Below are 14,254 nucleotides of genomic sequence, written 5' to 3'. Positions count from 1 at the left end.
CATTGTTTTACTCGTACTATTTTTGTTTTATTAGTAGATATTTTAGTATTATGCTAATTATTAAAGTGGAAAATAGAATAAATGAGTTTTGAGTTTTGACGGTTGAAGTCTTCGACAAAGAGCAAGCGGTTGGCTTAGTAGTTATAAAGAAAGTAAGATGGAAAACTGGTTTTATATATCATAAGGATAACTAGAGCTGTGGTTATGAGAAAAAAGTTTAATGGGATAAACAGAAAATCAACATATTAAACTACCTCTTAAAGATTTGAAAAAGTGTTAAATGATATTAAAAGATCTCTAGTAAAGATAAGAAAAAGACGGAACTCATAATATCATGATTGAGGAGTATTTCTAATAACATATAAGGGGACGGTAATTTGAGCTTATTACAAAAATGGTTTTATAGGCTGCTTGCCTTTATATCAATCATTATTTTTCTACTACATAATATGGGTCCCTATACGGGGCTGTTAAGATTAATCGCCTTTATACTATATAGTATTCTTTGTGCAGCTTTGCTTATTAAAAGTAGAGATTCAAAGGCAAAGATAGCAGGAATCATTGTGTTTTACCTGGTTATTGGGATAGGTGGATATTTTTAAATTAGAATGTTGTTAATAGATAAGAGATTTTACTTATGATTTTTGAAAGTTGAAGCAGTAAGCTGGTGATGCTTTAGCTTACTGTTTTTTATTTTCTTGATTTTAATCATTAACCCATATAATATAAGTAATATCTTATATAAGAGCTTGGTTATATATTGGAGGTATATATGAATACAATTGAGAAAATGGCTCAGCAATTAAAAGCTGTCAGTGATCCGAATCGGTTAAAATTATTGGCTTGTCTGAAAAAGGGAGAGGTATGTGTTTGTGATTTTGTGGATGTTCTTCAAATATCCCAGCCTGCAGTCAGCCAACAAGTGAAAAAGTTGAAAGATGCAGGGATCATTCTGGAAAGAAAAAAAGGCACATGGAAACATTTTCGCCTAAATGAAACTCAACAACCGTATATTCAAGCGATCATTGACCAGTTAGAGCCAATTAGTGTGAAATGCTGTTCATCAGATTGTTAATCAACAAAGATTGGGGGAGAACCAGATGGCAGAAAAAAGTGTGACGAAAAGGCTGTCTTTTTTGGATCGATATTTAACGGTATGGATCTTTACAGCCATGGCAGTGGGTATTTTAATTGCGCTGTTGGTACCTGATTTTAAAACAATGTTAGATACTATGTCCGTAGGGACGACATCCATTCCAATTGCTATTGGATTGATTGTAATGATGTATCCGCCATTGGCAAAAGTGAAGTATGAAGAGATGTGGCGTGTATTTAAGGATTGGAAGGTATTATTGCTATCCTTATTCCAAAACTGGTTGCTCGGTCCGGTTCTAATGTTCTTCTTAGCAATTATCTTTTTACATGATTATCCCGATTATATGGCTGGCCTGATTATGATTGGTCTTGCGCGTTGTATAGCTATGGTTATTGTGTGGAATGATCTGGCGCGTGGGGACCGTGAATATGTAGCTGGACTTGTCGCCTTTAACTCTGTATTTCAGATTCTATTTTATTCGGCATTTGCTTACTTTTTCTTAAATATCTTGCCAGGCGTATTTGGGCTGGAGAATTTTACTGTTATCATTTCGATGTGGGAAGTTACAAAAAGCGTTCTCATTTATTTAGGTATTCCTTTTATAGCAGGAATGGCAACACGATTCATTGGGTTGAAATTAAAAGGGGAAAAGTGGTATCAGGAATCTTTTTTACCTAAAATCTCTCCTCTTACACTTATTGCTTTATTATTTACGATTGTGATGATGTTCTCCTTAAAAGGAGATAAAATTGTTGAACTCCCATTGGATGCAATTCGAATTGCTATACCATTGCTCATTTACTTTTTAATCATGTTTGCCGTATCATTTTTTGCTTCAAGAAAAGCAGGAGCATCCTATCCTGTAACGGCATCGTTATCCTTTACAGCAGCGAGTAATAACTTTGAATTGGCAATTGCAGTTGCGGTTGCTATGTTTGGAATTAATAGCGGCGTAGCTTTTGCAGCTGTTATCGGTCCACTAGTGGAAGTTCCTGTTTTGATTGCACTTGTAAGTGTAGCACTGCGCTGGGAAAAGAAATATTTCCATAGGAACAAAGTAGAAACGTCTGAACAAAAGTTCAATCAGGGGGAATAATTTAATGCCAAAGGAAAAAACAATTTATTTTTTATGTACAGGTAATTCGTGTCGCAGTCAGATGGCGGAAGGGTGGGCTAAGGAAATCCTGCCTGACTGGAATGTCAAAAGTGCTGGACTTGAAGCGCATGGTTTAAATCCGAGTGCAGTGAAAGCGATGCAGGAAGTAAACATAGACATAACTAATCACACATCGGATGTGATTGACCCGGATATTTTAAATCATGCGGATTTGGTCGTAACTTTATGTGGGCATGCAGATGAACATTGTCCAGTAACACCGCCAAGCGTAAAACGAGTTCATTGGGGATTTGATGATCCGGCAAAAGCGGAAGGAAGTGAGGAAGAAAAATGGGTATTCTTCCAAAGGGTACGCGATGAGATAAGAAATCGCATCGATCGGTTTGCTAAAACTGGGGAATAAGCTTGTTAATTATTAAAGATAATGTAATGAAAAAAGCTAATCATTTAGATTAGCTTTTTTCATTTGGATAGTGAATTGGACATATCTATCATTAATCAATTTTTGCTAATTCCTGAAGCCGCTCCCTATCCAAAATGAGATAGCCACGTTCATGTTTTTTTATAAGATTACCCTTACAGAATTGTGAGATAACATGTAATAGATGGCGGTAGGAGACTCCTAAATATTCACTGACTTCTGTGTGTTTTTCTTTGTAAAAATCATTTTCAGCTGACATTAAAATAAATGAGGCTAACCGATTTTCGAGCGGATAAATTTGAGTTTGGACAGATTTAAATGAAAGATGATGTGTTTTTTTGCTTAAAAATATGGACAAATGCCTCAGGAAAACCGGATCTTCTAATAATTGATTTTTACATGTATGCATGGGAATAGCTAAACAGATAGTTTTTGTTGATGTTTGGACCCCTATAGAATATTGCTCTACTCCCAATAATTCGAGTTCGCCAATAAGTGACGGTGCTTCAATAAAATTAAGTAGAGATACTTTTCCATTTTCAAGCGTGATATATAGTTTCGCTTTCCCTTCAACAATAAGGTATAGATACTCTGGTATAGAACCTTCTTTGTAAATGAATTCACCACGCTCAAATTCATGGACTTGAATAAATGGTTTTATCGAAACACTGGAAAAGGGTTGGATGCTGTATAAATCAATATATTGGCTGCGCCATGGTTCAGATAAAATCTGCACTTTTTTCCTCCAAATTATTAAAAATATGAGATATCTCACATTATTGTAAACGTGAAACATGCTATGATGCAATAAGTATGGAGGGAGAAAGAATGAACAATCCGCGTTGGTTTTCACAGAACTTTTTTTTATTTTTTATGACATGGGGTATATTTTTACCTTATTGGACAGGTTTTCTTGTACAAGGAAAAGGATTAACAGTGTCAGAAGCAAGCTTAATTATGGGATTTGGATTGGTAGTACGAGGGTTATCAGCACTCTTTGTTTATCCATTCGCCTCTAAATATTGGAGTGCCCATAAAGTCGCTTTCCTTTTAATTATCTGCTCATTAGCTGTGACAATCCTATATATACCATCGACATCATTTGCTTCTCTATTTGCTGTCACTCTTATTTTTAGTGCCTTTTATCCAACTTTACTTCCCGCAGTGGAAGGTACAGCTAGTATTTTAATGAGACAGGGGGATGGGGCATATGGAAAAGCTCGATCATATGGCTCTCTTGGATTTATTGTCTCTGTGCTAGTAATTAGTATGGTTACCGGGTATTTTGGGGATAGTGGGATTTTATGGGCAATGATGTTCATGCTTGTTTTAATGCTTATCAAGTATATTTTACCTAGCCCGGATATACTAACTGAAAAGCCGATCAAAAATGAAAGCAAAAATACAATGAAAATGAGCAGCTTATGGAAGATTAAAAGCTTCCCGATTGTTTTGCTAATCGTATTTTTACTTCAGGGTGCTCACGCATCTTATTATAATTATGGCTATATTTATTTACAGGATTTAGGTGTAAACACATACTATATAGGTATGATTATTAATATTGCTGTTATTTTTGAGATCATCTGTTTTGCAAAGGCTGATCATCTGTTTAGAAAATGGCAACCATCTTCTTTACTATTGGTAGCTGCTGCTGGATCAACTTTGCGCTGGTTGCTGGTAGCCGTATTCCCAAATGTTTGGGTTTTTATGTTATCACAGAGTTTACATGCACTATCCTTTGCTTTGGCACATTATGCATTTATCCTTTATATAACAAACTCGCTGCCAAAAGAGCAAAATTCCAATGCACAGGGTGTATACTCGGCTTTTGCTATGAGTTTTAGCACGGCGATATTGACACTGGCAGGTGGATTTTTATATGATATTTCTCCAGGACTCTCTTTTGCCGGAATGGCTATTTTTACATTGCCAGCAATTATGATCATTTTAGTGACAAGAAGAAAATATAGTTATTAATTTGGTACAATCGTATAAATGAGTGTCTTTTCAATTTATTGTAATTGGAGATGATCTAGATGGTAAATAAAGAAACATTATTGGAAAGTGCCCGTGCTATAAAATCAAATGCGTATATGCCGTATTCCAAATTTCCTGTTGGGGCTGCCCTTTTACTTAAAGATGGAAGTATTATTAATGGTGTAAATGTTGAAAATGTATCTTTTGGTGCAACAAATTGTGCAGAAAGAACAGCCATTTTTACGGCAATTACAAAAGGCTATCAAAAAGGTGATTTTCAGGCGATAGCTATTTCAGGGGCCACAGAGGATTATTTACCGCCTTGCAGTATTTGCAGACAGGTTTTAGTTGAATTTTGTTCTCCTGACATGCCAGTTTATTTAACGAATGCAAAGAAAGAATGTAAGGAATTGACTTTAAAAGAATTAGTGCCATATGCTTTTACAGAATTAGATATGTAATAGATTGTGGATAAAGAGGGAGCTGCCAGCTCTCTCTTTTGTTTTATACAATAGAATCCCCGCTATTCGGAAGGGTTAGATATTATCCAGATAGAAGTTATCAATGATTCTTTGAAGGCGTTGAAGATTGATTACAATCTTTACTGAATATTTAAGTAAAGTATAATTAAATTGTAGAAATAATTTTATGAAACAGAAGATAGACAGGAATTATTTATCGAATTTTAATTGATCGCCAGGAGTTATTTAATGAAGTTATTTAGATTAAACAGACAGTTTAAGGGATTTAAAAAGGAAACAGAGTTTTATTTGATTGCAGAATCAGAATTTATTGGTGTTAAGGAGTTTGTATTAAGAACGACGGATTTGAAAAAAGTGATATCTATAAATGAAAGTGAATTTCTAAAGAATTTTACTCAAATAAAGAACTGAATTTTTGGTTGTAATTTAACGAGATTTGGCTCTTCAATGAAAAGGTACTTTTTAGTCCTTATATTGTACAAATTTAAAAAAAAGATAAAAGTCAGCCTGTCTGCTGACTTTTATATAGAAGCTGATTTTCTGTTGGATAGTTCATTTAATTTTTGTAAGACATAATCATTACCTTTATTTAATTCGGATATTAGTTCTTTTAATTTTCTCGCTCTTTTATATTCCATGATTTTATAATAATATTCAGAGGAATCCGTAGCTGAGTCAACCGCCTTTGCAGCCTTTAAGATTTCTATATTAATCATGCTTTTTAAGCTCGTATTTACGATTGTTTCTTTCATAATAGTCACCTCATAGTTTTCTTGATTTTATACTAGCATAATATTTTTTCGATTCTGTATATCTAACACACCTGTTAGATACTTATGGTCTTCTTGTTAACTTCCATTCAATTTGTTATTTTCTGAAAATAAAGAAAGGATAAAAAGAAAATAGGAAATATATTCAGCCTGGATTTATGGATATGATTATAGAATAGGAGCAGAAGAAACTGTGAATAATTAAAGATAATTATCCATTCTCTAGTATGAGGAGTATTAAAGCGGGATTTTTTATATTTGTCTTGAAATATTTAAGTAGTTTCTATCATTCAGATTCTAAAATTTGCTAATTTTTATAAAGCGTGTTATTCTTAAGAAGAATTATTTTTGTTCTAGGCAGATTGAGAAAAGATTTTGTTTTTCGTCTAAGGTAATTTGAGCAAGGATATTAATACATTGTGTGATATACACACTGGGAGGCAACAAACATGGAACAAGGTAAAGTTAAATGGTTTAATGCAGAAAAAGGTTTTGGATTTATCGAACGCGAAGGCGGAGAAGATGTATTTGTACATTTCTCAGCAATCCAAGGCGAAGGTTTCAAATCTTTAGACGAAGGTCAAAGTGTAACTTTTGAAGTAGAACAAGGTCAACGTGGACCTCAAGCTACTAATGTTCAAAAAGCATAATAGCCAAAGCTATTAAGAAAGACTCTCCCTGGAGAGTCTTTCTTTTATTTAATAACGAGATAGGCATACTGTAAGGCCCTATTCCAAATTGAATAGGGCCTTTATGCATCTATATGTTCAACAAGTAAAATGTATAAATGGAACTTAGTGTAGGATAGGATATACTAATCCCCTTAGGTATATGATGAGTTTTCACGTTTATTTCTTTAAAAGAGATATACGATTGATTAGTATGCTGTAAGGCTCTTAAACTTCTTGTTGTATAAAAAATACTATTATCAAAAGTAATCTGAAATATACTACTATACAGATTTTCGAATCTTTTCACCTATCTTATAAACTGTTTACCAGTGCTAAAGAAAAAAGGGATATTGTTATTTGGGCATCTTTAAATGAATCATTTCTTTCACCCAATAAATAATATAAAGCAGAAATTTTAATTACTTCAAAGGTATATAGTATAATGATGCTAATTCTTAATATTAATAAGGAAAGTCCCCATTTCAAATAAGCCTAGATAGTTTTGGACTTATATGATGTGGGGTTTTTATTTTAAAATGAGGTGTTTACTATATTATATAAAGCTTTAGCCGATAGTGTAGAGATTGAAATGAATGGATCTAAACCAAGATTAAATAAATATAGCCAAAATCTAATGCTAATAGGTACAGGCAGGAGTGCTTTTGTATTTAAAATTAAAGATAAGGATTTGGCTTTAAAAGTATATTTTCCTCATAAAAAGAGAATAGCCTTTGAGGAAGCGGCCATTTACCGTAAATTGCAACATATAGATTATTATCCGTCGTTATATGATGATGGTAATAATTATATTGTCATTGATTTTATTGAGGGCCATACATTGTTTCAATGTCTGCAAAAAGGTATTTTTGTACCTGAAGAGAAAGTTAAAGAGATAAGCAAAGCTTTAGAAATGGCAGAGGAAGCCGGATTAAATCCCGCTGATATACATCTTAAGAATATTATCATTACTTCTGGTGGAGGAGTAAAAGTGATAGATGTTGCCCGTTTCATGCAACAGGAAAAAGATAATCAGTGGAAAGATTTGGAGCGAGCGTATTTTCAGATCTACTCAAAAAAATATTTCCCTAAAAAAATTCCAACCTTCATCCTCAATTTGACTTCATTCATTTATAAAAAAAGATATCTCCCAAAGCCAATACGGGTTTTATTTGATTCTACCGAGTAGATATTTGGGCTTACAGTTGAAAAGGAGAGTTGTGAAGGAAAATGTTATATAGAAACCTTATTTCAACTCAACCTAAATCTATTGTGGCTATTTACCAATAAAACACTACTTTTAAAAGGCTGGTTGTCATGGTTATAATCAATTTTATGGATAAACATGAAAATACGTAAAATGCGAATACTATTAGTGTATAAATAGTATTAAATGCTCGGAGGTTAAATAAAAATGACAACATTGCCAAATTGCCCTAAATGTAATTCTGAATACACATATGAAGATGGCCCGCTTTTAGTATGTCCGGAATGCGGGCATGAGTGGACGTTAGAATCTGAAAGTGAAGATGTGAAAGTGTATAAAGATGCTAACGGGAATATTTTAAATGATGGTGACACTGTAACTGTTATTAAAGATTTAAAAGTAAAAGGAAGCTCATCGGTTTTGAAACAAGGTACAAAGGTGAAGAATATTCGTCTTGTGGATGCTGATCATGACATTGATTGTAAAATCGACGGCTTTGGACCAATGAAATTAAAATCAGAATTTGTTAAGAAGATATAATAAAAAAAGCGTTTATCAAATTAGATATAGGTTTGATGAACGCTTTTTTATTTGCAAAGGGAATTGAATGTAGCGCAACGAATAAAAAAGGAATAAAAATAAAAAAGTGGAATACACTGTGAATTCTTATATTCGGATAAGAGCCTCAGCATTAATGATAGATTAACAGGTTATAGAGCGGAGAGAGTAAAATATTTTACTTTTCTCTATTTTGCCCATATAATCTTTAAATACGATATATTTTATAAAAGCTGCATATATGAATTATGTGGCAGGTGGATTTTTATAGGAATTATTTTCGCCACCCATCCCTTATTAGGGGTGGGTGTTTTGTATGTGGTTAGGTTTTTGTAATCCAGCTTCAACGGCTAGAAACTCAGGACATAAGCATAGTCTCTACGGGGGAAGAACCTCCCCTTCGAGCCTCTGTCTTATGCTCCTCGAGGGCCTACAGGATGTAGGTCATGAAGACGTTGCCACAGGACGTGGCGTACTTAGTCTTCGTTCCTTGAGTTTCAGCTTTATATGCAATCCAGCTTCAGGGCCTAGGAGCTCGGGACATAAGCAAAGCCACTGCTGCGGGGATGAAACTCCCTCCGTGCCTTTGTCTTATGCTCCTCGCGGGCCTACAGGATGTAGGTCATGAAGACGTTGCCACAGGACGTGGCGTACTTAGTCTTCGTTCCATGAGTTTTAGCTTTATATGCAATCTAGCTTCAACGGCTAGAAACTCAGGACATAAGCATAGCCTCTACGGGGGATGAACCTCCCCTTCGAGTCTCTGTCTTATGCTCCTCGTTTCTGAGCGAGCCGTTTCAGCTTTTTATTTAATCTAGCTTCAGCTCCTAGGTCCTCGAGACATAAGTGAGCTGCTGCGGGAGAGAAAAATCGCTCTCCCTATGCACCTCCTCTTATACTTGTCGGACCTGGGCAGTCGCTTCAGCTTTATAATTTTAGGAGGTTTTTATGGGGATTTGGAGATATGCTTTACTTGTTTTTTTAGGTGGATGTTCGTATGGGGTGGTTTCTACTTTTGTGAAACTTGCCTATGGGGAAGGGTTCACTCAAGGTGAAATTACAGGTAGTCAGTATTTGTTGGGTGCTGTTATGCTGTGGATTGTAGCATTATTTGTACCTAAGGTTAAGTTGTCAGGTAAGCAAATAATCATTTTATTAATAAGTGGCTTCCCAATGGGATTGACAGGAATCTTTTATAATAAATCGCTGACCTATGTAGATGCATCGTTTGCCATCATTTTGCTTTTGCAATTTACATGGATTAGTTTTGTATTGCAATATATTTTCGAGAAAAAGGCTCCTGGTAAGAAAAATATTATTGCTACTGTGATCATTTTATTAGGCTCCATTCTTGCATCAGGTGTCTTGGCAAGTAATGGGGAAGTTTCGATGGTGGGCATAATTTGGGGACTCCTGTCTGCGACATCATTTGCCTCTTTCATTGTAGTAAGTGGACGAAGCAATATTGAAATTCATCCTATTTATAAGAGTGCATTTATGACAACGGGAGCAGCGTTACTCATTTTAATCGTATTCCCGCCAATGTTCCTTTTAAATGGTACATTGATGGACGGCTTATTTATATATAGTATAGTTGCAGGTTTATGCGCTTCCTTAATTCCGCCTATATTCTTTAATATAGGTATGCCTAGGATAGGAAGTGGGCTCGGGACCATCTTAAGTGCTTCCGAATTGCCTATGGCTGTATTAATGTCTGCTCTTGTGCTTAATGAAGTAGTCACGGGAGCACAATGGATAGGTGTAATTATCATTTTATGCGGAATTGCTTATCCGAATATGAGGATACGATGGAACCGTGAAATTCGAAATGAACCGATTGAATTATAATATTATTTTTTTTTTACAATAAAGATTTACTTAGTTCAATCTAGAGGCTGCCGACAATGTCGACAGTCTTTTTTTGTAGATATCGCCTAGCACGAAATCCTCTATCTTTAAAAGATACATACTGCTTGTTTTTGCAGCTTGGACAATCCTTCCCTTGTTTAGTAAAGCCGAGTGACCAAATGTCTTTAACTTTCCACTTGAAATTACAGTGTCTACACCTTGCCAACAGTCTATCAACCTCATCTCTATTCTTTGTTGGAATTCCAGGTAATTCCCATATTTTTTGTTGTATCATCAAATCAAAGTTAGGAGGAAAGAAGGAAGATTTAGAAGACAGCCTTTTTAAATTAGTTATATCTGTGAGAAAGTAAATGAAATAGACTTTTGCCTGAATAATAAAATAACCCAAACCTTTTTTAATATTCAAACATATATTTGAATGATAAGTAGAAGGGATATATAATATAATCAAACGAAGGTTTGAATGAAGAGGGTGAAATAATGAGTAAAAAGGATACATGTGATGTATATGGGTTTGATCAAACTAAGGTTGATCGCATAAGTACAGATATACAAAGAGAAAATTTGTCCAGCGTTGCTCAATTATTCAAAGCGCTAGCTGATGAGAATAGGGCGAAAATAGCGTATGCTTTATGCCAGGATGAAGAGCTATGTGTTTGTGATATAGCGAATATTATTGGTTCATCAGTTGCGACTGCTTCTCACCACCTAAGAACCCTTTATAAACAAGATATTGTTAAATATCGAAAAGAGGGCAAATTAGCTCTATATTCATTAGATGATGAACATATTAAACAAATCATCATGATTGCCTTAACGCACAAGAAAGAGGTGAAATCAAATGAGTGAACATGTAAAAACAGATCAAAAAACATACCGAATTGAAGGGCTGAGTTGTGCTAATTGTGCCAATATATTTGAAAACAATGTGAAGAATCTGGATGGAGTCAAAGAAGCTAAGGTAAATTTCGGAGCATCCAAGATTTATGTGCAAGGCTCAGCTACAATTGAAGATATAGAAAAAGCGGGTGCTTTCGAGCATTTAAAAATACGTGATGAAAAAGAGAAAAAAATCGAAAAGACTCCGTTTTGGAAACAGAAAGAAACCTATAAAGTTTATATCTCAGCTGTATTAATTGTAATTAGCTGGTTTTTAGGTCAGATATATGGTGAGGACCATATAATTCCTACAATTGGATATGGAGCAGCGATTTTAATAGGCGGTTATACCCTTTTTATAAACGGTCTGAAAAATTTGGGTAAATTAACCTTTGACATGAATACGTTGATGACTATTGCCATTATTGGTGCAGCGTTGATTGGGGAGTGGAGTGAAGGAGCTACAGTAGTTGTCCTTTTTGCCATTAGTGAAGCATTGGAGCGTTATTCAATGGATAAAGCACGAAAATCGATTGAATCTTTAATGGATATTGCTCCGAAAGAAGCCTTGATACGACGTGGGCATCATGAAATTATGGTGGATGTCGAAAATATTGTGATCGGTGACGTCATGATCGTAAAGCCAGGACAAAAAATAGCGATGGACGGTAAAGTGATAAAAGGGACGTCAACTTTAAATCAGGCAGCCATTACGGGCGAAAGTGTTCCGGTTTTTAAAGCCATCGATGATGATGTGTATGCAGGTACATTAAATGAAGAAGGATTGCTCGAAGTAGAGGTTACAAAACGGGTAGAAGATACAACATTATCTAAAATCATTCATTTAGTAGAAGAGGCTCAGGCAGAAAAAGCTCCTTCACAAGCTTTTGTAGATAAATTTGCAAAGTATTACACCCCTGCGATCATCGTGGTTGCGTTCTTAATTGCCATTGTGCCTCCACTATTTTTCGGTGCAGAGTGGAGTGCTTGGATTTATCAAGGGTTGGCTGCTTTAGTGGTAGGCTGTCCGTGTGCTTTGGTCGTATCCACGCCGGTTGCTATTGTAACAGCCATTGGGAACGCTGCTAAAAATGGTGTTTTGATTAAAGGTGGTATTCATCTTGAAGAAGCTGGCCATTTAAATGCAATAGCCTTCGATAAAACAGGTACCCTTACAAAAGGTATCCCTACTGTAACAGATTTTATCGCCTTAGCTGAAAATAAAAATGAGTTATTCATGATTGCTGCTGCAATAGAAAATGGTTCACAGCATCCATTGGCCTCAGCGATAACAAAAAAAGCTGAAGAGATGGGTCTGAGTTATAAAGATATAATCGTGGATGAATTTCAATCCATTACAGGTAAGGGAATAAAAGCCAGTGTTAATAAAGAAACGTATTATGTAGGAAGCTTGCACTTATTTGAAGATTTGTTAATGGATCAGATTAAAACAGAGCAAAGGAATCAGATTCAGTCACTTCAAACCCAAGGTAAAACGATGATGATTCTTGGTACGGAAAAAGAAATATTAGCAATCATTGCAGTGGCTGATGAAGTGAGGGTATCCTCTAAAGCGGTTATTAAGAAGCTTCATCAAATTGGAATACAAAAAACGATTATGCTCACAGGAGATAATGAAGGAACAGCAGCAGCAATAGGTCATGAAGTTGGGGTTTCAGATATAAAGGCTGACTTACTTCCGGAGGATAAATTAAACTATATTAAAAATCTCCGTAAAAGTAATCTGCATGTAGCTATGATTGGAGATGGAATTAATGATGCTCCTGCGCTGGCTGCAGCGAATCTTGGAGTTGCTATGGGCGGTGCTGGAACAGACACAGCCTTGGAAACAGCTGATATAGCATTGATGTCTGATGATTTAAGTAAATTGCCATATACAATTAAGTTAAGTCGTAAGGCGCTGACCATCATTAAACAAAACATCACCTTCTCATTGGCAATTAAAGCGATCGCCCTATTGTTAGTCATTCCAGGCTGGTTAACACTATGGATTGCTATCTTTGCTGATATGGGTGCGACGTTAATCGTGACATTAAATAGTTTAAGATTGTTGAGAGTAAAAGAATAGAGATGATGCAGGAAGCATTTGCTTCCTGTTTTTTTATATAAAAGGATTAAAAAGGATTTTGTAAATGATATAGAGAAGTTGTAAGAAGGAGGGGGACCATATTATGAATCAGCAAAATAAAATTGAAGCGGTTTTTATTGATCGAGATGGAACAATAGGTGGGGATGATACGATTTATTATCCTGGTAAATTTGAGTGTTTTCCCTTTACACATTCTTGTATTGAGCAGTTAAAAGAAAATAATATAAAAGTTTTTTCATTTACAAATCAGCCAGGGATTTCTAGAGGAATGGCAACCGAGCAAGATTTTATCAATGAGTTAAAAGGCTTTGGTTTCGATGACGTTTTAATATGTCCTCATTCTCAGGAAAATGGGTGCAAGTGCAGAAAGCCAGGGATAGGAATGTTATTGAAGGCTGCTTCTAAATATCTATTAAACTTAGAAAATTGCATAGTCATTGGTGACAGATGGAGTGATATGGAAGCAGCTAAACAGGCGAATTGTTTGAAAATACTTGTAAAAACAGGATCAGGATATGCAACATTATTGGAACATCAGAAAAAAATTAAGGGAATGACAATAGAGTTTATTGCTGAGGATTTAAAGGATGCTGTGCAATGGATTTTCCAATCCCTTTTATCTGATAAAGAGGAGGACAAAATAGATGGAAATTTATCAGGCTACTCAAAAAGATCGTGAAGGGGTTAGCCATTTATTTAATTCGTATCGAGAATTTTATCATCAACCTAGTGATTTTGATGGTGCGATGACTTTTATTAGTGAACGTTTAGAAAAGAGGGATTCAATTATTTTTGTGGCTGTGAATCATACAAGGTATGTGAGATTTATACAGCTTTACCCGTCTTTCTCCTCTATTGCCATGAAACGAACTTGGATACTTAATGATTTGTATGTTATACATGAAGCAAGACGAGAGGGGATTGGACAGCTGTTAATGGATGCAGCTATTAACTTATGCACGAAAAACGGGGGCAAAATCATTATCCCTTCAAACAGCACCTGACAATGAACATGCGCGAAGATTGTATAAAAATAATGGTTTTACTTTAGATAATGAGTATGACTCATTTATTAGGTATTTTAGATAATAATGAAC

The 14,254-nt window shown here is 35.2% G+C and carries 16 protein-coding genes and 1 pseudogene; 15 read left to right on the top strand and 2 right to left on the bottom strand.

Features of this window, described 5'->3' with window-relative positions; all coding sequences use genetic code 11:
* Positions 1-377: 377 nt before the first annotated feature.
* The 4 genes from AC4D4A_RS09395 to arsC all read left to right on the top strand — a co-directional run bounded on the left by AC4D4A_RS09395 (position 378) and on the right by arsC (position 2,616).
* Positions 378-602 carry a hypothetical protein gene (locus AC4D4A_RS09395; RefSeq protein WP_490995649.1) on the top strand — a complete coding sequence of 75 codons (225 nt, stop codon included), beginning with the start codon at positions 378-380 and terminating at the stop codon, positions 600-602.
* A 170-nt stretch (positions 603-772) separates the two neighbouring features.
* Entirely contained in the window at positions 773-1,075 is a 303-nt protein-coding gene (locus tag AC4D4A_RS09390; protein ID WP_490995648.1) for an ArsR/SmtB family transcription factor, read from the top strand.
* Between the two features lie 25 nt (positions 1,076-1,100).
* Entirely contained in the window at positions 1,101-2,192 is a 1,092-nt protein-coding gene (gene arsB, locus AC4D4A_RS09385; protein WP_490995647.1) for an ACR3 family arsenite efflux transporter, read from the top strand.
* 4 nt (positions 2,193-2,196) lie between these two features.
* On the top strand, positions 2,197-2,616 hold the full coding sequence (gene arsC / locus AC4D4A_RS09380) for an arsenate reductase (thioredoxin) (RefSeq protein WP_490995646.1): 420 nt from the start codon (positions 2,197-2,199) through the stop codon (positions 2,614-2,616).
* A gap of 91 nt (positions 2,617-2,707) precedes the next feature.
* Here arsC and yeiL read toward each other — a convergent pair whose 3' ends face one another.
* Positions 2,708-3,370, bottom strand: a complete 663-nt coding sequence (gene yeiL / locus AC4D4A_RS09375; protein ID WP_490995645.1) for a transcriptional regulator YeiL — start codon at positions 3,368-3,370, stop codon at positions 2,708-2,710.
* A gap of 92 nt (positions 3,371-3,462) precedes the next feature.
* On the opposite strand from yeiL, the gene AC4D4A_RS09370 reads away from it, so the two are divergent.
* From AC4D4A_RS09370 to AC4D4A_RS09360, 3 genes are all read left to right on the top strand, one after another.
* Complete coding sequence (locus tag AC4D4A_RS09370; RefSeq protein ID WP_490995644.1) at positions 3,463-4,614, top strand: MFS transporter; 1,152 nt, start codon at positions 3,463-3,465, stop codon at positions 4,612-4,614.
* A gap of 59 nt (positions 4,615-4,673) precedes the next feature.
* The gene (locus AC4D4A_RS09365) at positions 4,674-5,075 is read left to right on the top strand and encodes a cytidine deaminase (RefSeq protein ID WP_490995643.1); all 402 of its coding nucleotides are present in this window, start codon (positions 4,674-4,676) and stop codon (positions 5,073-5,075) included.
* Positions 5,076-5,324: 249 nt separating this feature from the next.
* Complete coding sequence (locus AC4D4A_RS09360; protein WP_490995642.1) at positions 5,325-5,507, top strand: hypothetical protein; 183 nt, start codon at positions 5,325-5,327, stop codon at positions 5,505-5,507.
* A 110-nt stretch (positions 5,508-5,617) separates the two neighbouring features.
* On the opposite strand, the gene AC4D4A_RS09355 is transcribed toward AC4D4A_RS09360, so the two are convergent.
* Positions 5,618-5,848: a hypothetical protein gene (locus AC4D4A_RS09355; protein WP_490995641.1), complete on the bottom strand. Its 231-nt coding sequence runs from the start codon at positions 5,846-5,848 to the stop codon at positions 5,618-5,620.
* A gap of 467 nt (positions 5,849-6,315) precedes the next feature.
* Here AC4D4A_RS09355 and AC4D4A_RS09350 point away from each other — a divergent pair, with 467 nt between their 5' ends.
* From AC4D4A_RS09350 to AC4D4A_RS09315, 8 genes and pseudogenes are all read left to right on the top strand, one after another.
* Positions 6,316-6,516 carry a cold-shock protein gene (locus tag AC4D4A_RS09350; RefSeq protein WP_066102120.1) on the top strand — a complete coding sequence of 67 codons (201 nt, stop codon included), beginning with the start codon at positions 6,316-6,318 and terminating at the stop codon, positions 6,514-6,516.
* A gap of 610 nt (positions 6,517-7,126) precedes the next feature.
* Positions 7,127-7,723 carry a protein kinase domain-containing protein gene (locus AC4D4A_RS09345; protein ID WP_490995640.1) on the top strand — a complete coding sequence of 199 codons (597 nt, stop codon included), beginning with the start codon at positions 7,127-7,129 and terminating at the stop codon, positions 7,721-7,723.
* A gap of 225 nt (positions 7,724-7,948) precedes the next feature.
* Positions 7,949-8,281, top strand: coding sequence for a zinc ribbon domain-containing protein YjdM (locus AC4D4A_RS09340; protein ID WP_066102117.1), 333 nt, complete (start codon positions 7,949-7,951; stop codon positions 8,279-8,281).
* Between the two features lie 966 nt (positions 8,282-9,247).
* Entirely contained in the window at positions 9,248-10,147 is a 900-nt protein-coding gene (locus tag AC4D4A_RS09335) for an EamA family transporter (RefSeq protein WP_490995639.1), read from the top strand.
* Between the two features lie 501 nt (positions 10,148-10,648).
* A complete protein-coding gene (locus AC4D4A_RS09330; RefSeq protein WP_490995638.1) occupies positions 10,649-11,017 on the top strand; it encodes an ArsR/SmtB family transcription factor in 369 nt (122 codons plus the stop codon).
* Entirely contained in the window at positions 11,010-13,136 is a 2,127-nt protein-coding gene (locus AC4D4A_RS09325) for a heavy metal translocating P-type ATPase (RefSeq protein ID WP_490995637.1), read from the top strand. The genes AC4D4A_RS09330 and AC4D4A_RS09325 overlap by 8 nt, the downstream gene beginning before the upstream one ends.
* Before the next feature lie 103 nt (positions 13,137-13,239).
* Complete coding sequence (locus tag AC4D4A_RS09320; protein ID WP_490995636.1) at positions 13,240-13,836, top strand: HAD-IIIA family hydrolase; 597 nt, start codon at positions 13,240-13,242, stop codon at positions 13,834-13,836.
* A pseudogene (locus AC4D4A_RS09315) lies at positions 13,802-14,246 on the top strand (GNAT family N-acetyltransferase). The gene AC4D4A_RS09320 and the pseudogene AC4D4A_RS09315 overlap by 35 nt, the downstream one beginning before the upstream one ends.
* Positions 14,247-14,254 lie beyond the last annotated feature (8 nt).

Source organism: Pradoshia sp. Z5_111, assembly GCF_058267535.1.
This window is presented reverse-complemented; position numbering and strand designations above follow the sequence as displayed.

Coding starts and splice junctions, on each gene's coding strand:
- AC4D4A_RS09340 (WP_066102117.1), top strand. CDS start 7,949: ATGACAACATTGCCAAATTGCCCTAAATGTAATTCTGAATACACATAT.
- AC4D4A_RS09360 (WP_490995642.1), top strand. CDS start 5,325: ATGAAGTTATTTAGATTAAACAGACAGTTTAAGGGATTTAAAAAGGAA.
- AC4D4A_RS09335 (WP_490995639.1), top strand. CDS start 9,248: ATGGGGATTTGGAGATATGCTTTACTTGTTTTTTTAGGTGGATGTTCG.
- AC4D4A_RS09345 (WP_490995640.1), top strand. CDS start 7,127: ATGAATGGATCTAAACCAAGATTAAATAAATATAGCCAAAATCTAATG.
- AC4D4A_RS09365 (WP_490995643.1), top strand. CDS start 4,674: ATGGTAAATAAAGAAACATTATTGGAAAGTGCCCGTGCTATAAAATCA.
- AC4D4A_RS09390 (WP_490995648.1), top strand. CDS start 773: ATGAATACAATTGAGAAAATGGCTCAGCAATTAAAAGCTGTCAGTGAT.
- AC4D4A_RS09350 (WP_066102120.1), top strand. CDS start 6,316: ATGGAACAAGGTAAAGTTAAATGGTTTAATGCAGAAAAAGGTTTTGGA.
- AC4D4A_RS09370 (WP_490995644.1), top strand. CDS start 3,463: ATGAACAATCCGCGTTGGTTTTCACAGAACTTTTTTTTATTTTTTATG.
- AC4D4A_RS09355 (WP_490995641.1), bottom strand. CDS start 5,848: ATGAAAGAAACAATCGTAAATACGAGCTTAAAAAGCATGATTAATATA.
- AC4D4A_RS09330 (WP_490995638.1), top strand. CDS start 10,649: ATGAGTAAAAAGGATACATGTGATGTATATGGGTTTGATCAAACTAAG.
- AC4D4A_RS09325 (WP_490995637.1), top strand. CDS start 11,010: ATGAGTGAACATGTAAAAACAGATCAAAAAACATACCGAATTGAAGGG.
- arsB (WP_490995647.1), top strand. CDS start 1,101: ATGGCAGAAAAAAGTGTGACGAAAAGGCTGTCTTTTTTGGATCGATAT.
- AC4D4A_RS09320 (WP_490995636.1), top strand. CDS start 13,240: ATGAATCAGCAAAATAAAATTGAAGCGGTTTTTATTGATCGAGATGGA.
- arsC (WP_490995646.1), top strand. CDS start 2,197: ATGCCAAAGGAAAAAACAATTTATTTTTTATGTACAGGTAATTCGTGT.